The sequence below is a fragment of the Prevotellamassilia timonensis genome, assembly GCF_021531665.1.
Lineage (GTDB): Bacteria > Bacteroidota > Bacteroidia > Bacteroidales > Bacteroidaceae > Alloprevotella.
The window spans coordinates 13,068-33,400 of record NZ_JADYUH010000028.1 but is presented as its reverse complement, the minus strand read 5'-3'; the positions used below and the strand labels follow the sequence as shown (position 1 = coordinate 33,400).

13 protein-coding genes and 1 tRNA gene are annotated in these 20,333 nt (G+C 48.3%); 10 read left to right on the top strand and 4 right to left on the bottom strand.

Annotated features, from left to right (window positions below; translation table 11 throughout):
- Positions 1-198: 198 nt before the first annotated feature.
- On the bottom strand, positions 199-1,518 hold the full coding sequence (gene miaB, locus I6E40_RS06245; protein WP_235386148.1) for a tRNA (N6-isopentenyl adenosine(37)-C2)-methylthiotransferase MiaB: 1,320 nt from the start codon (positions 1,516-1,518) through the stop codon (positions 199-201).
- 185 nt (positions 1,519-1,703) lie between these two features.
- Here miaB and dgt point away from each other — a divergent pair, with 185 nt between their 5' ends.
- From dgt to I6E40_RS06220, 5 genes are all read left to right on the top strand, one after another.
- On the top strand, positions 1,704-3,059 hold the full coding sequence (dgt, locus tag I6E40_RS06240; protein ID WP_235386146.1) for a dGTP triphosphohydrolase: 1,356 nt from the start codon (positions 1,704-1,706) through the stop codon (positions 3,057-3,059).
- A 67-nt stretch (positions 3,060-3,126) separates the two neighbouring features.
- Positions 3,127-4,788 (top strand): nucleoside kinase, encoded by a 1,662-nt coding sequence (locus I6E40_RS06235; RefSeq protein ID WP_235386145.1) that lies wholly within the window; start codon positions 3,127-3,129, stop codon positions 4,786-4,788.
- 726 nt (positions 4,789-5,514) lie between these two features.
- The gene (locus I6E40_RS06230) at positions 5,515-8,937 is read left to right on the top strand and encodes a leucine-rich repeat domain-containing protein (protein ID WP_235386143.1); all 3,423 of its coding nucleotides are present in this window, start codon (positions 5,515-5,517) and stop codon (positions 8,935-8,937) included.
- Positions 8,938-8,988: 51 nt separating this feature from the next.
- Complete coding sequence (locus I6E40_RS06225; protein WP_235386141.1) at positions 8,989-10,488, top strand: InlB B-repeat-containing protein; 1,500 nt, start codon at positions 8,989-8,991, stop codon at positions 10,486-10,488.
- Complete coding sequence (locus I6E40_RS06220) at positions 10,481-11,788, top strand: hypothetical protein (protein WP_235386140.1); 1,308 nt, start codon at positions 10,481-10,483, stop codon at positions 11,786-11,788. The genes I6E40_RS06225 and I6E40_RS06220 overlap by 8 nt, the downstream gene beginning before the upstream one ends.
- Positions 11,789-12,855: 1,067 nt before the next feature.
- On the opposite strand, the gene I6E40_RS06215 is transcribed toward I6E40_RS06220, so the two are convergent.
- The 3 genes from I6E40_RS06215 to I6E40_RS06205 all read right to left on the bottom strand — a co-directional run bounded on the left by I6E40_RS06215 (position 12,856) and on the right by I6E40_RS06205 (position 16,091).
- Entirely contained in the window at positions 12,856-13,587 is a 732-nt protein-coding gene (locus I6E40_RS06215; RefSeq protein ID WP_235386139.1) for a viroplasmin family protein, read from the bottom strand.
- 37 nt (positions 13,588-13,624) lie between these two features.
- On the bottom strand, positions 13,625-15,445 hold the full coding sequence (argS, locus tag I6E40_RS06210; RefSeq protein WP_235386138.1) for an arginine--tRNA ligase: 1,821 nt from the start codon (positions 15,443-15,445) through the stop codon (positions 13,625-13,627).
- A 439-nt stretch (positions 15,446-15,884) separates the two neighbouring features.
- On the bottom strand, positions 15,885-16,091 hold the full coding sequence (locus tag I6E40_RS06205) for a hypothetical protein (RefSeq protein WP_235386136.1): 207 nt from the start codon (positions 16,089-16,091) through the stop codon (positions 15,885-15,887).
- On the opposite strand from I6E40_RS06205, the gene porQ reads away from it, so the two are divergent.
- The 5 genes from porQ (at position 16,090) to I6E40_RS06180 (ending at position 20,092) form a co-directional block, all read left to right on the top strand.
- A complete protein-coding gene (porQ, locus tag I6E40_RS06200; protein WP_235386134.1) occupies positions 16,090-17,076 on the top strand; it encodes a type IX secretion system protein PorQ in 987 nt (328 codons plus the stop codon). The genes I6E40_RS06205 and porQ overlap by 2 nt on opposite strands.
- Positions 17,077-17,138: 62 nt before the next feature.
- A complete protein-coding gene (gene cmk, locus I6E40_RS06195; RefSeq protein WP_235386132.1) occupies positions 17,139-17,828 on the top strand; it encodes a (d)CMP kinase in 690 nt (229 codons plus the stop codon).
- Positions 17,829-17,859: 31 nt separating this feature from the next.
- Entirely contained in the window at positions 17,860-18,822 is a 963-nt protein-coding gene (locus tag I6E40_RS06190; protein WP_235386128.1) for a polyprenyl synthetase family protein, read from the top strand.
- Positions 18,823-18,937: 115 nt separating this feature from the next.
- Entirely contained in the window at positions 18,938-19,828 is an 891-nt protein-coding gene (locus I6E40_RS06185) for a TatD family hydrolase (RefSeq protein WP_235386126.1), read from the top strand.
- Positions 19,829-20,007: 179 nt separating this feature from the next.
- A tRNA-Ser gene (locus I6E40_RS06180) sits at positions 20,008-20,092 on the top strand.
- The last annotated feature ends 241 nt before the right edge of the window (positions 20,093-20,333 follow it).

Below are 20,333 nucleotides of genomic sequence, written 5' to 3'. Positions count from 1 at the left end.
CACCGGAGCAAATCAAGCAGATGCTTCCTTATTATTACAAAAAATCTCACGGATAACCCGTGAGATTTTTTTGTCCGCATAGGACGGCTGATTTCGGATGGTTACGAATGGTTCAGGAGTTTATGAGACCATGCACGAAGCAATTCACGAGCATGAATGGAGAGAATGCAGTCAGAAACTTCCTTTTTTCACTGCCGCCTACTGCACCTCCTCACCCTGCAGCGTGGCACTTGAAGCATCGGTGATGCGCACTCTCACAAATTCTCCGGGGCGATGGTTGCCACGGTCGAAAACAACCACACGGTTCTGCTCTGTCCGACCGAAAAGGCGATCGCGAGAACGCTTGCTGACACCCTCCACCAAAATCTCATATTCTTTTCCAATGCAACGGCGATTCGCCTCCGCGCTCAAACGATTCTGCAACGCAATCAATTCTTCCAAACGGCGCACCTTCGTCGCCTCTTCCACGTCGTCCGCGAGATGACGAGAAGCATAGGTGCCGGGGCGTTCACTATACTTAAACATAAAGGCTGAGTCATAGGCGCACTCCTCCATGAGCGACAGCGACAAGCGGTGGTCTTCCTCCGTTTCGCTGCAATAGCCCGCAAAAATGTCGGTGGAAAGTCCGCAGTCGGGCACGATGCGACGAATGGCAGCCACGCGGTCAAGATACCATTCGCGCGTGTATTTCCGATTCATCAAATTCAAAATGCGGTTTGAACCGCTCTGCACCGGCAGGTGAATGTGACGACACACGTTCGCTTCTTCGGCAATCACGTGCAGCGTCTCGTCGCTCATGTCTTTGGGATGGGACGTTGAAAAACGCACCCGCATGCCGGGCTGAGACTGCGCCACCCTGCGCAACAGTTCCGGAAAGCGCACCTCACCTCCCTCTGTCTTCCAACAGTAAGAGTTCACGTTTTGACCAAGCAGCGTCACCTCTTTATAACCCCTTGCGGCGAGGTCTGCCACTTCCTTCAGAATGCTCTCCACGTCCCGCGAACGTTCTCTGCCTCGGGTGTAGGGTACGATGCAATAGTGGCAGAAATTGTTACAGCCGCGCATGATGCTGACAAAGCCGGAGATGCGGCTGCCACAGTAGCGGTCAGGCAACACGTCACGATAGGTCTCCGTCGTGCTCAGTTCCGTGTCAATGGCTTTTCCGCCGGCTTCCACCTCCGCCATCAGATGTGGGAGGTTCAGATAGGAGTCGGGACCTGCCACGAGGTCCACGCCATGGTCGTGGAGCAAACTTTCCTTGACACGCTCCGCCATGCAGCCAAGCACACCAAGACGAAAACCGCGTCCTTTTCGACGAAGCGCATTCAGCGCCTCCAAGCGATGAAACACCTTCTGCTCCGCGTTGTCACGCACGGAACACGTGTTGAGAAACACGGCATCCGCCTCATCCATGTTTTCTGTTGGCTCATAGCCCGCCATGCGCATGACGGAAGCCACCACCTCACTGTCTGCCACATTCATCTGGCAACCGTAAGTTTCAATGAACAATTTCTTCATAGTCTTTTTGTCACGATTCTGTTTCGCGGGCGCAAAGTTACGAAAAAACAAAACATTCCTCCGACCAACCCGTGAAGGGGCGTTCTGAAAAACCACGGAACGGGAAGCCGTTCCTGCCGCGGTTTATGAATTTTTCGTTTTCGCCACCGTCGTTTTCCACACAAAACCCCTACTTTTGCGGTGCTATGAAATGGAATCAACTCATCTCCTCCAAGCGTTTGGGAAAAGAGAACAGTCCCAAACCGTTGGAAGAAAGTCGAACAGAGTTTCAGCGTGACTTTGACCGACTCATTTTCTCGGCTGCCTTCCGCCGAATGCAAAACAAAACGCAGGTGTTCCCCCTTCCGGGCAGTATTTTCGTCCACAACCGCCTCACGCACAGTCTTGAGGTTTCCAGCGTCGGACGTTCGCTCGGCACCGACGTTTCCCGCGAGTTGCTGCGCCAAGACCCCGCCCTTGAAGAATGTGGCGTCGGAGCAATGGGTGCCATCGTCAGCGCAGCGTGTCTTGCCCACGACATGGGGAATCCGCCTTTCGGCCACAGCGGAGAAAGCGCCATCCGTACCTTCTTCAGCGAAGGACCGGGCAGACGCTTCTACGACCTCATCACGCCCGACGGCAAAGACCTCTCCGAGGCTGAATGGACTGACATGACACGCTTCGACGGAAACGCCAACACCTTCCGACTCCTCACACACCACTTTCAAGGAAAACGCAGCGGGGGCTTCGTCATGACCTATTCCACACTGGCTTCCATCGTCAAATATCCCATCGGCTCCGACCGAGCCGTGAGAAAGCCTAAGTTCGGATATTTTGAAAGCGAACGACTCACCTATCAGTCCATCGCCGACGAACTCGGCATCAGATGCCTCGAACGCTCGGCGGACGGCTCCGCCGTCTATGCCCGCCACCCGCTGGTCTATCTCGTCGAAGCCGCCGACGACATCTGCTATGAAATCATGGACATCGAAGACGCCCACAAACTTCGACTCCTCACCTACGACACCACGCGAGACCTTCTCCTCTCCTTCTTTGACGAGGAAGAAAGAAAAAGGCTGGAAGAAGCCTACGGCAGCGGAACGGACAACGACGACACCATCATCTGCTACCGTTCCTGCGTCATCAACGCCTTGGAGCGCGCCTGTGTCCGCATCTTTGTCGAAAACGAACAAGAAATCCTTGCCGGAGAGTTTCAAGGCTCGCTCATCGACCATCTTCCGGCACAACTCAGAGAAGCCTACAGAAAATGCGAGGAGGTCGCCATGAGTCGCATCTATCGCTGCCGAGAGGTGACGAACGTGGACCTCGCGGGTTACCACATCATCTACACGCTCCTGGAACTCATGACCGATGCCGTCATGACGCCCGAGAAAGCCTACTCCTCCCTCCTGCTGGCACAGGTGCCTTCACAGTATGAGGTGCGTGCCCCACGCATCGGCGACCGACTCATGGCGGTGCTCGACTTCCTCTCCGGCATGACCGACATCTACGCGCTTGACCTCTACCGAAAAATCAACGGACACTCTCTGCCCTCCGTCTGACAAGGGAGAATAATCTCCAAGATATATACCTTATATATACACGCGACACTTACCCTAAAATATAGACATGAAAAAAGAAATCACCATCCGTTGCGCCAACACCGGGCAAAGTCACCGCGTTCCGCTGGGCTGCAACCTGGAAGAGGTCTATGAACTCCTTGACCTGCACCTCCCGCACGGTGCCACCAGCGCAAAGGTCAACCACAAAGTGGAAGGGCTGCACTTCACGCTCTTCATGGACAAAGACATCGAGTTCCTCGACATCACCAATTCCTCCGGCTTGAGAACCTACACGCGCTCGCTCTTCTTCGTGCTCTACAAAGCCCTGCGCGACCTCTTCCCGGGAACCCGCCTGCGCATCGACACACCCGTTTCCAACGGCTACTACTGCAGACTGCTGTCCGAGAATGATGTCACACCCGAAGTCGTCGAACAACTCAAACGTCAAATGCAGAAAATCATTGACGACGACCTGCCCTTCCACCGCATCACCTGCCCCACAGAGGAAGCCATCCGACGCTTCAAAGAGGACGGATTGGACAGCAAAGTCAAACTGCTCCAAAGCCTCGGCTCGCTCTACACAACCTACTATACACTCGGCGACACGGCGGACTATTTCTACGGCTCGCTCCTCATCCGCACTTCACAACTCTATCTCTTTGACCTCATACCCTATGGGGACGGATTGCTCCTGCGCATCCCTGATCCGGCAAACCCGGACAGACTCCGCCCTCTGACCAAACAAACCAAGATGTTCGAGGTCTTCCGGGAACAGCACCGACGAAACGAAATCCTCACCGTCACCACCGTCGGAGACCTCAACTATGCCTGCGCCAACGGACACACCAACGACCTCATCCACATCAGCGAAGCACTGCAGGAAAAGAAAATCTCCGCCATCGCCGACACCATCACCTCACGCCCCGACGTGAAAGTCGTGCTCATCGCCGGACCTTCCTCCAGCGGGAAAACCACCTTCGCCAAACGACTCGCTGTCCAACTCGCTGTCTGCGGCATACGCCCCATGGCAATCTCCACCGACGACTACTTTGTGGACCGTGTCCGCACACCTCGCGACGAGAAAGGAGAATATGACTTCGAACACATCGAAGCAATGGACATCGAACTCCTCACCTCCCAACTCAACGCCCTCATCGCCGGAGAAGAGGTTGAACCGCCGCGCTATGACTTCCTCACCGGGAAAAGCGTCCCGAGCGGAAGGAAACTGAAACTCCAAGAGAACGACATCCTCATCCTTGAAGGCATTCACGCGCTCAACCCGAGACTGACAGAAGGTGTGGACGACCGACACAAATTCAGAATCTATGCCTCCGCACTCACAACCCTGCTGCTCGACGACCACAACTACATTCCCACCACCGACAATCGCCTGCTGCGCCGCATCGTCCGCGACCACAAATACCGCGCCCGCTCCGCCCAAGAGACCATCGCGCAATGGCCTTCTGTCAGAAGAGGAGAAGAAAGGTGGATTTTCCCCTTCCAAGAAAACGCCGACGTCATGGTGAACACCGCCCTACTCTTTGAACTCGCCGCCCTGCGCGAACAGGCACTGCCACTGTTGGAAGAAGTGCCGGAGAACGCGGAAGAATACAGCGAAGCCTACCGCCTGCGCAAGTTCCTCTCCTACGTCAAACCCATCCCCATCCTCGGTTTGCCTCCCACGTCTCTCCTTCGCGAGTTCCTCGGCGGCAGTTCCTTCATCTATTGAGACGGCAGTATAAAATATTCTTTGCAACTAAAGTTTATACAACAAAGAAAGGCGTGTCCTCCATGTAAAGGACACTCCGTTATCTGTAAAGAATGTAACGTTATTTCGGCATATTATTCTACAAATATTTGCAATTTAATATATAATCGCTATTTTTGCCTTGATTTAGCCTTGCTGAAAGCCCTATGGGCAAGAGGCGGGTTAAACATACATATAGAAAAAGCGTACTTGCGCTTTGTTTTTGACGCTTGTGAACTTCGCAAACTCATCTGTCTGTCAATAGCAAAGCAACGAGAACGCTTCATGGGTGTATTATATCCAATTTTATTAGTGTTTGATAGCATTTATCAATCTACTGATAGGATTGTGCTGAAAATACACAGCGTGGGGCTTTCAGCGTTGCTCGTTTCGACAGACAGGGCAATGCGAAGGCCTACAAGCGTGGAACGAGTGACGAGACTTGCTCCACGTTTTTTTGTATGTATCTGATTCAATAAACTCATTTCTGCCAAGAGGGAGCATTGGCAATCATCTCTAATGCCCCTCCTGACAAACTCGGAATAAGTGTCTGGGCACTTATCATGTTACCAATCTATTCATATCTTTCAACAAAACATTATACATTATGTTTGCCTTGTTCTTCTGCATTAGTTGAAGGACAAGACAATTCTTGCCACGATCCTTTCATGAAGAACATTAATTCTTAATCAATAAATCATCATTATTATGAGACAGAAAGTTTTAAAAATTCTCATGCTTTTCTGTGTGAGTATGTACTCAGCCTCAAGTTGGGCAGAGTTTGTTCGACCGACCATACCGGAAACATCACTCGTGTCGGGAAACAGTTATTATCTTTACAATGTGGAAACAGATTTGTTTGCACATAAGGAACAGGGAGGTTTACATATCAAAGAAGACCCCTCAGACTTTATAATCACATCCATTGATAATGGATTTATGACCATAAAAAATGGTAATGACTATCTTTATAGAGCCTACGATGGGGTGCGTTTAACTTCTTGGGAACAAAATAACACTCACTGGTCATTAATATTAAATGAAAATGAGTACCTTATTCAATGTCCGGAAGGATACGAATATTACAATCCTGAGCATTATTTAGGATGGATGGGGAATAATGCGACAGAAATCAATTATAGTCAACCTGTCACAGGTGCTGTACATTGGAAATTAATCCCTGCCAACGCCGATGGTGACCGTTATGTTGCGTCATTGAAACTGTATAAAGAAATACAGAAGACAGAAATGTTTGTTGAGAATGGCTATAGGGCAGAAGTTTTTAAATATTACACGGATTTATATTCTTCAAGAACCACAGCAGATATTGATGAGATGACAGAGGCCGCTGTTAGATTGCGTTATGCTCTGTCTGCTTCACAAAGCTACAATGCACCCTATTGGAATGAATATCCAATTATGTGGGAAAATTCAGAAGGGGAATTTAGTAGCTCAGAATGGAATTGGCAATTAAGAAACAACGAATTGTGTACAAGTCTGTATGCAGAAGGACAAGTCACATCTTTGAGTTTGAGTGCAATTGTAAAGGTAGATAAACCTTCTGTGATTGGATATGACAAGGTGTTTGAAAGAGCATACGATGCTTTAGGATATGTCTCTGTATATGTAGATGGCGTTTTGATGAGAACACTGCGTGAGGAACAAGATGGTTATTTCTTTGAACAACTATCTGCCGGCACCCACAAAATCACGTGGGTAGCCACAATCCAGACAAGTTATGGAGTATTTAGATTCAAGAATATTGGTATCATGGAGAGTCCTCTAATCTCAGTAAATCTGCTTGAACCAGGTAGTCTTGGAACGGAGATACTATATAATACTGACCATATTAAGAACGTTCGTCGTTTAAAAGTTACTGGAGAGATGAACAACGACGATTGGACTAAAATCAAGATGATGCATTATTTGCAGGATCTTGATCTCAGCGAGGCGATCATCACTGAGATACCGGAGAAACAGTTCAGTTGTGAAGCGGACACCGCCTCAAATTTCCTTCACAAAATGAGACTTCCTGAGGGTCTGAAAACGATTCATGCGTCTGCTTTCCAGAATTCAAGAATTGACAATCTAATAATTCCTTCCACACTCACGACTATTGGTATGCATGCTTTCCGCGGCAGTCACGTCAAAGAGATTGTATTGCCAGAAAACTGTGAACTACTATATAACAAAGACAATTATTCCAATATTTTCTGTGATATGAAATGGTTAGAAAGACTTGTATTTCCCAAAAATCTTAGGTATATTGGAAAGGAAATGTGTACTAACAACATTGCTTGTAAAGAAGTAGTGCTTCCTGAGGAATTGGAAGAGGTGGGATATGAAGCCTTCAAAAACAATCCCAATATGACAACAGTATTTCCGAACAAGCTAAAACATATTGGAGTTCGAGCATTCAACGGTTGTCATGCGTTGGAATCAGTTAAGTTGAAAAATATCGAGTCATTAGATATAGAAGCATTCGAATATTGCGGGAATTTAAAAGAAGTGGAAATTGGGCAGTTTCTCCATTCTCTCCCCAGAGCATTTGCAAACTGTCCTAAACTTGAGACGCTTCGATTGAATTGCGTAAATCTTGTTTTGTATGAATCGGGTTATGATTATCCTGTTAGTGTTGAATATATCCCCAACATACGACTTCTAGTTCCCAATCATTTAGTTACGTCCTATAAGTTGGACCAGTATTGGTATAATTTTAAGTCAGTGGAAGGATTTAACACTTCCGAAATTCAAGATTGGATGATTTATCGTCCACTCGTCCTTAATCGTGAACGATTGGAGGGAAGTCCCAATATTCATGTTCAAGGCAATTATAATATCTTGAATCATCTGAAAATAAATGGCGACAATGCCCAAGTAATTAATGACCTTACTATGGGTGAAAGCACAAACAACTATGATAATTATCCCGCACAACTTTACAGCAACTGTAACAATGTAACCATCAACGGTAAGGCAGGTGTGGAACTTACTACCTACGATAGAAGATGGTATTTCTTTAGTCTTCCTTTTGACTTAAGGGTTTCTGACATCATTTCAAAGAATAGCGACGGGAACAGCGTTCAAAAAGCTATACGATACTATGACGGAACAAATCGTGCAACAATCGGTGGAGTCGGTTCATGGAAAAATTTTGAAGATGACGCCATTATTCCTGCCGGTACAGGCTTCATCATGCAGACAAACTATACTGCTCAAAACTATTTCCCTTCTTTCAACGAGACAAAACAAAACATGTTTGCAAGTACCGAACTTGTGAAAACATTAGAAGAATGCCCTTCCGATACAGAAGCAAACAAGGGGTGGAATCTTGTGGGTAACCCTTGGCAATGTTTCTTCAATAGCCATTATTTAAACTTTGCAGGACCAATCACTGTATGGGACACGTACAATCGGACTTACAAAGCTTATTCTATCACGGATGACGACTACGCTATCCGTCCGAATGAAGCATTCTTTGTCCAGTGTCCGAACGCAGAACAGAACACCATAGGATTTCCCGCAGAAGGAAGACAACTGAACGCAGAAATTGTAAGTCAAAATCCGACTCAAGCAAAATTACAAAGTTGTTCAGCACCACGTATCCTGACTGACATCACCATCACTGATGGAGATAGCCAAGACAGAACCCGCGTCGTTTTAAATGAAAACGCTCTCATGGATTACGAGCTTTCATGTGATGCCAGCAAGATGATGAGCATGGATGTCAACGTTCCACAAATTTTTACAATGAGTAGTGATGGCACACGGTACGCAATCAATGAGCGCCCTATAGGGGATGGAACCGTCAAGACTGGTATCAGCGTAGGCAAATCCGGCAAATTTTCCATTCGTCTCAATCGTAGCACTGCAGAAAACGTTACTCTCGTGGATTTGCAAAATGGCAAAGAAACAGATCTCGTAAATGAAGATTATACTTTTTATGCAGAAGCAGGCACACATGATGGACGCTTCATGCTGCGATTTTCATCAGACATCACTACAAACATCAATAAGCCTGAGATGACAAACAGCACTAACGTGCCAATGTACAATGTAAGTGGACAAAAAGTATCTGATTCTTGGAAAGGTATCGTCATTCAAAACGGCAGAAAAGTCTTCACAAAGTAAGATAGAATAGTTTTTACCAATGTAGAAACAAAAAACAAGCGTATGAATAATATGCGAAATACATTTATTGCAGTAATGTGCCTTTTAGGGTACATTACTGCCTATGGTCAAGATGATTTTAATCCCTCATCACCACCAGAACCAGCTGTACCCGACCGCTATTCACACATTGTTATCCTGCAAAACATAAAAGAGGCAGGCAGTGTTTCTGGTAGCGGGAAGTATATTGTGGGGAGTCTTGTAAATCTCTACGCTTATGTTAATTCAAACTATACTTTTCACCACTGGATGGATACGAAAGGGCAGATAATCGGGGAATCAACCACACTATCCTTTGTAAATACAGAAAAGACAGATACTTTGATTGCTTTCTATTCTTACACTCCGCCTAATCCCGAAGAACCTCAAGATCCAACTACTATGCTCTTTTATCGATTGCATCTTAATAGTAGTCAAGGGTGCACGGTGAGTGGGGCTGGAAGGTATAAAAAAGATACTAATGTTCGAATCAATGCATACGTTGAAGAGGGATATAGTTTTCTAAACTGGTCCAACAGTGAAGGTGAGATTATATCAACAAGTACCTCGTTTAACTACACGATGCCGACCGAAGGAGATACTCTGACAGCTAATTGTATTTTTAATCCTTCAGTTCCATCAGAACCTAACGAACCCCGACTTAAACATTATGCTACCGCAATTTGTTCAGATGGCGGAACCTATTCCGGACAAACTGGACGGTTTATGGAAGGCACTGCACTCTCACTACACGCTTATGCCAATAGTGGTTATGATTTTGCAGGATGGTTTTTAAATGGGGAGTTGTACACTCTTCTACCCTCTTTTAGTTACACTGTCGGAAAGGAAGATATGCACTTTTATGCAAAGTTCATATTTAACCCCCTTTCGCCCAATGAACCTTTAATGCCAGCACTTTCCACTTATTCCTACTATCTTCCAATCATAAATACATCACCCGGGAAAACGGTGAAGTATGCTATCAACTTGGCAAATACGCAAGTTGTAAAGGATATGAACATACGTCTCACCTTTCCTCCACAATATGAAATTGATGCACGTGATTTTATTGTGAGTAGCAATGCCGTGGGTTACACTGTTACAGTTAGCGAAGTTGAAGATACCATTTCAATAATTGAAGATGGTTCAAAGTTATGGCAGTTCTCTTTTGTCGGCGGCGAAACATCCCCTGCCACACAGGCACTGCTGACCTTTAATATTTATATACCCGAAACAGTGCCTACGGGTACTAACAAGCAAATAAAGATAAATCAGATATCCATGGTGCAGGCAGATGGTACAGCTGTTACTGCACACACTCGCAATGGAAAGTTGGGAGTTTACAAAATCGGAGATGTCAACGGTGACGATCAAGTGGATGTTTATGATGTACTTGGTACACTTTCGTTCATTAATGAAATTGAAGATGAAAAATTAATCCGAGAAGTAGCAGACCCAAACGAGGATGAAACCATTGATATTTATGACATCCTTGGAGTGTTGGATATCATAACAACTGAAACAAATGAATAAAAAGAATTTAGTTTTGATTGTATTTCTTCTCCTTAACCTTACGTTTCCAACACGGTCGAAGGCTGAAGACATTCTGCAGATAACGCCATTCTCAACATCATCCGGTATCACCGAAAATGATTGGGATGAGAACTTAACGTTTATGGTACAGATGAACAATACAATGGCATACACTGCCATACAGTTTGACCTTTGGCTTCCTGACGGAATGACACTCATAGACGATGAAGCACTAGAGCTATTACCAGAACGATTTCCCGGTATCGTGAAGAAGGGAGTATTCTTTCCTGAACACAATGTGAGTGTGACGTCCCTGCAAGATAAAGGACATTATCGAGTCGTTATCTATCATGATACATTTGCTCCTATTGAAGGAAATAGTGGTAACCTCATGCAATTTTATTATCTAACGTCTTCCGAAATGCACCCCGGTTATTATCCAATAAAAATAACTGATGCTAAATTGGCTGTTGATGCACACACTGGTTATAACATTGCTTCATCTACGTCTTACGTGAAGATTGACGAACCTGGAGAAAATGCTTCTTTAGCTATGGAAGGATATATTCCATCGTTTGTAAACGAATCCCTTGCATCAGAAACTCAATTAAGAAAATTGGACTTTCAACATGTAACAGGGATGGGAGGCACTTTCACACTATTGGATGGAAGAGATTTCAACGCACCATCGGAGGAAGTTATAATTCCTAGTGTTATCTACGAGAGAGATTGTCCATCAAACATGTGGGGGACTATTTGCTTGCCCTTTGCTGTGCGTAGTAATGCTAACATACAATATTATAAGTTGGAAGAGGTTTCGGAGGACAGGATGTTATTCGAACCCATTATTGAGGTTGAGACTGGAAATCCAGTTGTTTTTAAATTGATAGGAACTGACAAGGTTTCCGTCAGTGCAGATAATGTCACGTTTTGTAAAGAACCACGTAATACGTTCTTCGAAAATATAGGTTGGAACATGAGGGGAAGTTTTACAACTATAACTCTTAATCCCAACGATGAAGAGAATCAGTCCAAAGATCTCTACTACATCAGTAATGACAAGTTTTGGTATAATAATGCGTCTGTTCCTCTTTACGCTTTCCGAGGATGGTTCGAAACAGCGAAATCTACCTCTTCTCGTTTATTTACAATTGGTGAAGTCGGTGATACCACATACATAAATGTCCTTGAGCATGATAACGGGACAGCAGAACTATGTTTCGACCTCAACGGCAGATACTTATCCAAACCTCAAAAGGGGCTTAATATTATTAATCAAAGAAAAGTAATTATACAATGAAGAGAAAATATGATAGTCCTATATTAAAGGTATATAACTATGAGAATATAGTAATGATTTGCACCTCCATCGCAGGTGGTGAACCAGGAAATGGAGAAGTCATCCCTCAGTCCCCAGAGTATGAAGGACCTTCTACTCAGTTTGGTTCTACACTCTTTGATGTATATACCACTGACGAGTGAATGTTCTATCGTTCATAAAACTTACTCTGAAAACAGAATCTTCTACTTTATATATAATATCAACTCTTACAATTCTATTTGTACGGCATAAGTCTGAGCACTAACGTTTTTTACCCCCAAAAACGACGGGGACGGATTTTCAAAATGACAGAGACAACGAGAGTCAACCCGGACAAAAGGTGTTGGCTCTCGTTTGCCTTTTTGACGCTCCTTTCCTACATCCAAATTTTGAGATTCGTGTCGTTTTACGCCAAAAAGATTTGAGATTCGTGCAAAATACCCCAAAAAATACCTCATCTACACGAAAGATTTGAGGATGGAAAAGGGAGTGACGTATGTGCCGGCATACATGACCATGTTCTTGTTAGACATGATGCTCTCCCGATGCCTCCCTATTCTCTCCCGATGCCTTACTCTCTTCTGGCGTGGGATTCTTTCGCCGTGCGTGTTTTTTCGGAGCAAGCCTGCAGGAATCGGCGTTTTGCAGCATAAATCTATTTTTGTCTATAGTTTGTCAGTGCTCTTCAGCCTAACTTTTCCGCCACAAATTCTTTTTCTCATCCTATTATTCACCTTACAAATTCTACATCATGAAATATAGAACACTCCTAAAGACTGTTTAGTAATATGAAAATAATAAGTTGCGTCAGATTTGAATTAGATTTTCGAGGTCAGATTTTCACACGAAGAAGGAGCATAGCCGTAGCTATGTGAATGATGAGGGAGGAAATATGGACCGAAAAGATTTTCAAAGATGATGCAGGTTAATTTTTGAGGATTACTTAGCGGACAGCCACAAAAAAGATACGCTTCGTTTTGAGAAGAATCCCGGAACGAAGCGTATCTTTTTGGTGTGGATGTGTTCGGCGAGTCCCACGCAGACAATCATTTTCTGCCGAAGTCGGCGGGAATTTCTCCCCAGCGGCGCGTTTCCCATTTGTGGAGCGGGAGGTTGGAGTGGTCGTTTTCCTTCAACCATTTCTCGGCACGTTCAATGAGTTCATAGAGCCGGGCTGTGCGGGCGTTGCGAACGAGGGTGGTTCGGCATTTGCGGTTCTTGACCCAGAGCATGGCGTTGCGACTGTCGGAAAAGATGGGAACCTGCCAACCTTTTTGCTTGCAAAGGGCAAGGGCGTGAACGATGGCAAGAAACTCACCGATGTTGTTCGTCCCATAGACCGGACCGAAATGAAAGATTTCCGTGGCGGAACCGAGATGCACGCCGCGATATTCCATCTTTCCCGGATTGCCCGAGCAGGCAGCATCGACGGCGATGCCGTTGGGGTCCACACCGGGAGGCAGAATGGGTAAGCCGTTTTCGTCCATGCGGATGGCGACACGAGCGTGGCATGCCTCAGCATTTTCAGCCCCCGACTTCTTTTCCGTCTTTTTTTGCCCGCCCTTTTTCGCTGTACCATCGGCAGCAGAGGACTTGCGTCCGGGGGACGCCACATGTTTCTCCGGCGGGTCGGCAAAGGCGGCTTGTGCCTCGGCGACGGTGGGGAAGGATTTGAAGCGCGAGGCGGGGAAGCCCTCCACCTGAGCACGACATTCCTCCCAAGTGGCATAGACTCCGGGGCAGCGACCCGTCCAGACGACATAGAACTTCTGCTTCATCGGCGAAAGAGGATGAGGGAATCTACTCGCAGAGACATCACATTCTCTCGGGAACTTCAATGCCGAGGAGTTTCATGCCGGTGCGCACCACCTTGGCGACGTTGGCGGAGAGCACAAGACGGAAAGCCTGCACCTGCGGGTCGCTCTCGCGGAGGATGCTGAAGTCGTGATAGAATTGATTGTACTCCTTCACCAACTCGTAGCAGTAGTTTGCGACAGCAGCGGGTTGGAACTCATCGCCCGCCTGCTTCACGACGGCAGCAAAATCTGCCACGTGTTGCACAAGGTCTTCCTCCTTCGTGGAGAGCGCGATGCCTCCGGGGAGTTCCGTCGGACAGGCGATGCCGGCATCGGCAGCCTTGCGGAGCACGGAACGGATGCGGGCGTAGGTGTATTGAATGAACGGTCCCGTATTTCCGTTGAAGTCAATGCTTTCTTCAGGATTGAAGAGCATGTTCTTGCGTGCATCGACTTTCAAGAGGAAATATTTCAACGCGCCGAGTCCGACGATGCGGCTGACTTCGGCTTTCTCTTCTTCCGTCATGTCGTCAAACTTTCCGGCTTCTTCGACGGTCATGCGAGCCTGGGCAATCATGCCTTCAATCAAGTCGTCGGCATCAACCACGGTGCCTTCGCGGCTCTTCATCTTTCCGTTCGGGAGTTCCACCATGCCGTAGGAGAAATGCACGAGGTCCTTGCCCCACTTGAATCCCAACTTGTCAAGCAGGATGCTGAGCACTTGGAAATGATAGTTCTGCTCATTGCCGACCACATAGACCATCTTGTCGATGGGGAAGTCGCGGAAGCGAAGTTTCGCCGTACCGATGTCCTGGGTCATATAGACACTCGTTCCGTCGGCGCGGAGGAGGAGTTTCTCATCCAGTCCTTCGGCGGTGAGGTCTGCCCAAACGGAACCGTCCTCCTTGCGGAAGAAGATGCCTTTCTCCAAGCCTTCCTCCACCTTCTCCTTGCCTTCGAGATAGGTGTCGCTTTCGTAGTATATCTTGTCGAAGCTCACGCCCATCGCCTTGTAGGTGATGTCAAAGCCTTCATAGACCCACTCGTTCATTTTCCGCCAAAGTGCGCGCACTTCGGGGTCGCCCTGTTCCCATTTGACAAGCATGGCGTGGGCTTCCTGCATGAGCGGACTTTCTTTCTTGGCGCGTTCGGTGGCTTCTTCAGGGTTCATGCCCTCTTCCGTGAAACGCGCGGCAAGTTCTTGCACCTCGGCGCGAAAGTGCTGATCAAAGGCAACGTAGTACTTGCCAATCAAGTGGTCGCCCTTCATGCCCGAAGACTGCGGTGTCTCGCCTTCGCCCCATTTCTGCCAGGCAAGCATGGACTTGCAAATGTGGATGCCGCGGTCATTGACGATGTTCGTCTTCACAACGCGGTTTCCGTTGGCTTCCACGACGTTGGCGAGTGCCCAACCGAGGAGGTTGTTGCGAACGTGACCGAGGTGGAGCGGCTTGTTGGTGTTGGGGGAAGAATATTCAATCATGACGAGCGGACTCTCCGGCGTGACGGGTGTCAGACCGAAACGCTCGTCGGAGTGAATGGCGTTGAGCAGGGAAATCCAGCAGTCAGAGGCAATGACGAGGTTGAGGAAGCCTTTGACGGCATTGAAGGAGGAAACGAGGTCGGAATGGTTGGCGATGAGCCAGTTGCCGATGTCGGTGGCAGTGTCTTCCGGTTTCTTGCGCGAGATGCGGAGCAGGGGGAAGACGACAAGGGTGAGATGACCCTCAAACTCCTTTTTTGTTTTCTGAGTGGTGACTTGTTCGGGCGTGATGTCGGCGCCGTAAAGTTCTTTCACGGCTTGGATGACTGCCGTGCGGATGTTTTGTTCAATATTCATGCTGTTACAGTATTTTGGGCGCAAAGTTACTCAAAACTACTCAAAACAAGAGAAAGGCGAGCAAGAACACGGGTGGGATTTGAAAAATTATGGCTGTTCGGTAAACACTCTTAAGGGGTGTTCTAAAAATTAGGTTGAGTTGATTTTTGATTTCTTAGAGATGAACTTTTGTCAGTTGAGGAAGGAGCATAGCGGGCTATGCGACTGACGAAACTTACAAAAGGGCGCGCTAAGAAACCGACCAAAACATAAGCACTTTCTTTTGAACGCTCCTTATCCCGTAATTTATAGAACACCCCTGTGAAGAAACGAACAAAAAAATGACGCTTCGCGCGAATCTCTTCGAACGAAGCGCCCAAACTACTTAAATCTCAGGTAGGCGCCCCTACCTGGTTGAAGATTGGTTGAAATCCGTAATAAACTACAAAAAATACAGATTTCAAATCCGACTGCAAAAGTAACACATATCTTCCACTTTTGCAAGACGGAACCAGTGTTTTGTGCTTTTTTGTTTTTTGCACGGAAAAAGCGTTGCTTTCGCTCCGTTCGCTGAAAAATCTGTACCTTTGACCGCGAAAATGCCGAAGGAATGCTTGAACCAAGGCAACCACTTCCTCTCACCACGAATGAAGCGTTTCCAATTCATGAAAAAATATATTCTTCTCCTTTTCTGCTCTTTCTTCGCGCTCTGCGCCGCCGCACAGGAAAGCACAGCATCGTTCAACGTGCTGAAACTCCCCTCCATGCCCCACTCAGCCGCACTGGGCGGAAAAAACGTGACGCTCATTGAAGATGCACCCTCCGTCGGATGGCAAAACCCCGCACTCTACGCCAACACAAGCGACCTCTCGCTGGAATTGAACTTCATGAACTACGTCAGCAGTAGCACCTGGATGGGCGCGGCATTCACCAAAGCACTCGGAGAACGACACACTCTGGCAGTCATGGCGCAATACATGAACTACGGCTCCATGCAGGAAACAGATGAAATGGGGCAGGTGCTGGGAGAGTTCTCGCCAAAAGACATCATCATCGGCGGAGGCTACAGTTACCTCCTCTCCGACCGATGGAGCGGTGGTGCCAACGCCAAGTTCCTCTTCTCCAACCTCGGAGACTATTCCGCCATCGCCATGGCATTTGACCTCGGATTGAACTACTACGACGAAGAAAAAGACCTCTCCATCTCTGCCGCACTCCTGAACCTCGGAACGCAAATCAAAGCCTACGACAACGGACTTCGAACACACCTGCCCTGCGACCTGACGCTCGGCTTCAGCATGGGAGCGGCACACCTCCCCATCCGATGGCACGTCACACTTTCTGACATGACACGATGGAAATCGCGCTATTTCGCTCTGCCCGGAGAGGAAGAAAAAGAAATCAGTTTCGGGAAAATGGCACTGAACCACGTCGCCCTCGGATTGGACGTGATGCCCGCCGACCCAATCCGACTCTCCATAGGCTACAACTTCCGACGTGGAAACGAACTGAAAGCCGCCGGCTCCGGAAGTTGGGCAGGACTCACCGCCGGAGCGGGACTGAACATCAAAAAATTCAAATTTGATGTGGCATACGCCAGATACCACAAAGCCGCCAACTCCATCATGGTCTCGGCGGGCTACCAATTCTGAGCAGAGAACCGATTTCTTGTGAAACACACTTTCTGAGAAAACACTATAATAATATAAAGGACATGAAACGAATCATCGTGGCGATTGACGGCCACTCCTCCTGCGGAAAAAGCACCATGGCGAAAGAACTGGCGCGCGAAGTGGGATATGTTTACGTAGATACGGGAGCCATGTATCGCGCCGTGACGCTCTTCGCCCTTGACAACGGTCTCTTCACCGAAGACGGCGAAGTGGCAGTGGAGACGCTCAACCACCGCATGAACGAGGTGCAAGTGGGCTTCGTCCTGGACACCGAAACCAACCTCCCGCTCGTCACGCTCAACGGCATCATCGTGGAAGACAGAATCCGAGGCATGGCTGTCAGCGAAAAAGTCAGCCTCATCGCTGCACTGCCCTTTGTCAGAGAAGCCATGACAAAACAACAACAACTGATGGGAAAAGAAAAAGGACTCGTCATGGACGGCAGAGACATCGGCACCGTGGTCTTCCCAAAAGCAGAACTCAAAATCTTCGTCACTGCCTCCCCGGAAGTAAGAGCCGAAAGACGCTTCAAAGAACTGAAGGCGAAAAACATGACCGTCGATTTCAACGAGATTCTTGCCAATGTCAAAGAACGAGACTACATTGACTCGCACCGCGAAACCGCCCCACTCCGCCAAGCACCCGACGCCCTGCTGCTGGACAACAGCCAACTGACACGCGAAGAACAACGACGCTGGCTGCTTGAACAATTCCACAAAGTGGCAGACTGATTCCGAACAACACAAACACATCCCCCAAAAAATGGACTACTTAGATTCCATCAACCGAGCCCTGAACGCCGTGACCTATCCCTCCGAGCCACAAGGACTCTATGAGCCAATTGCCTACGCCCTCTCCATGGGCGGAAAACGCCTCCGCCCCACCCTCGTGCTTCTGGCTTGCGCCATCTATCGCAACGACCCGGAAGTCGCCATGCCCGCAGCCCTCGCGATTGAAACCTATCACAACCACACGCTCCTCCACGATGACCTGATGGACCACGCCGACATGAGACGCGGCAAACCCACCGTTCACGTGAAATGGAACGAAAACACGGCAGTGCTCTCCGGCGACACCATGCTCATCGCTGCCTTCAGACACCTCATCGACACCAACTGCCCGAACAAAGAACGCATGCTCTCGCTCTTCGCACGCACCGCCACAGAAATCTGCGAGGGACAACAACACGACGTGAACTTTGAAAACCGCATCGATGTGACGGAGGAAGAATACATCGAGATGATTCGGCTCAAAACCTCCGTGCTCCTCGGCTGCGCCGCCAAACTCGGTGCGCTCGCAGGAAACGCACCGGATGAAGACGCCGACACGCTCTATCGCTTCGCTGAGAAAATCGGACTCGCCTTCCAACTTCAGGACGACTATCTGGACGTCTATGGCGACCCCGCCGTCTTCGGAAAACAAATCGGAGGAGACATCCTCTGCGGGAAGAAAACCTTCCTCCTCATCCACGCACTCCAAAAAGCCGATGCTGAAACACGCAAAAAACTACTGGCGATTCTGGAAGACAAGACGATGGAACCGACGCTCAAAATCCGTACCGTCACGGAAATCTACAACCAACTCGGCATCCCCGCACTGACGCTCGCAGCCATTGAACGCTTCTACGAAGACGCACGCCGCGAACTTGACAGCATTTCCGTCGGAAAAGAAAAAACCGCCCCGATTTGGGACTATGCCTGCTCCCTGCTGAAAAGACAAGTATAGGAAGGGGACTATTAGACATCAAAATTTTCTGAAGGGCATTTGGCTGAAAAGACAAGTATAGAAAGGGAACTATTAGACCCCAAAAACAGAGAGGTCAAAGAGCCGATGCCCGTTCATGCCTCACGTCCGTGCCGTCCCTTTTGACCTTTCAGCAACCTCCGAATCCGTTGTCCTTCCCACCCTTTTTACCATCCATCCTCCCATGTTCATCGACACCCACACTCACATCTACACAGAAGAATTTGACGCAGACCGCGCAGAAGTAGTGGAGCATGCGAGAAAAGCAGGAGCACGTGCCTTGCTGCTCCCCAACATTGACGAAGCCAGCCTGCAACCCATGATGAAGATGGCGGAAGACTATCCCGGTTTCTGCTTCCCCATGATGGGACTTCATCCCACCGAACTGCCGGAAGACCCAACGCCGCTGCTCGACCGGATGGAACAGATGCTCAGCGAAACACCCGAAAAATTCGTGGCAGTTGGAGAGGTGGGCATCGACCTCTATTGGGACAAAAGTCGGCGAGAGGAACAGACGGAGACCTTCAAACGACAAGCCGAGTGGGCAATCACCCACAACCTGCCTCTGGTCATTCACACCCGCTCCGCACACCGAGAACTGGTTGAAGCACTCCTTGACATCATCGCCGGTCATGGCGGGAATGCCAACATCCTGCGGGGCGTGTTCCACTGCTTCAGCGGCTCCGCCGAGCAAGCACAAGAACTGCTGACCCGCTTTCCAAACTTCTTCCTTGGCATCGGCGGGGTCGTGACCTTCAAAAACGCAAAACTTGCCGCCACGCTCCGCGCCGCCGTACCGCTCTCCCGCCTCGTGGTCGAAACCGATGCGCCCTATCTCACCCCCGCCCCGCATCGCGGCACCCGCAACGAACCTTCCTACGTCCCCTTCGTCATCCGCAAACTCGCGGAGACCTATGAACTCCCCGTGGCAGACGTCGAAACCACCATCCTTGACAACACCCTCCGACTCTTCCACCTCCCGGCGTGAAGGAAATTGCACCACATGCGACAGCGCACACTTCTTCACGCACTTCCCCAACCACATCTTTCTTCCTAAAACAAAAAAACGCACAAAAACTTTCCTGTCATAAAACAAAACCCTATCTTTGCACCCACAAAACAAAAACCACCGTTCTACTCGTCAAGAGCAGACAGGTTTTTCCGCAAGGAGAGATGGTAGAGTGGTCGATTACAACGGTCTTGAAAACCGTCGTACCGAGAGGTACCGGGGGTTCGAATCCCTCTCTCTCCGCTGGATAAACGTTTTAACAAGTTGATAATCAACGAGTTAGAACGTTTTTCTTTTTCTCTGCAACCCAAAATCAGACCCATTAGACTCCTGTAATCAAGAGATTTACTTAAAAGTCTAATCCTAACAATTCCAAGGAATACCTAATAAAAGCAAATAACCCGGCAAGAGTTTCTCATTCCTCTTGCCGGGTTAATTCTCAATGTTCTCATGTGAGAGTCTTCATTCTATGCTACTCTTCTAC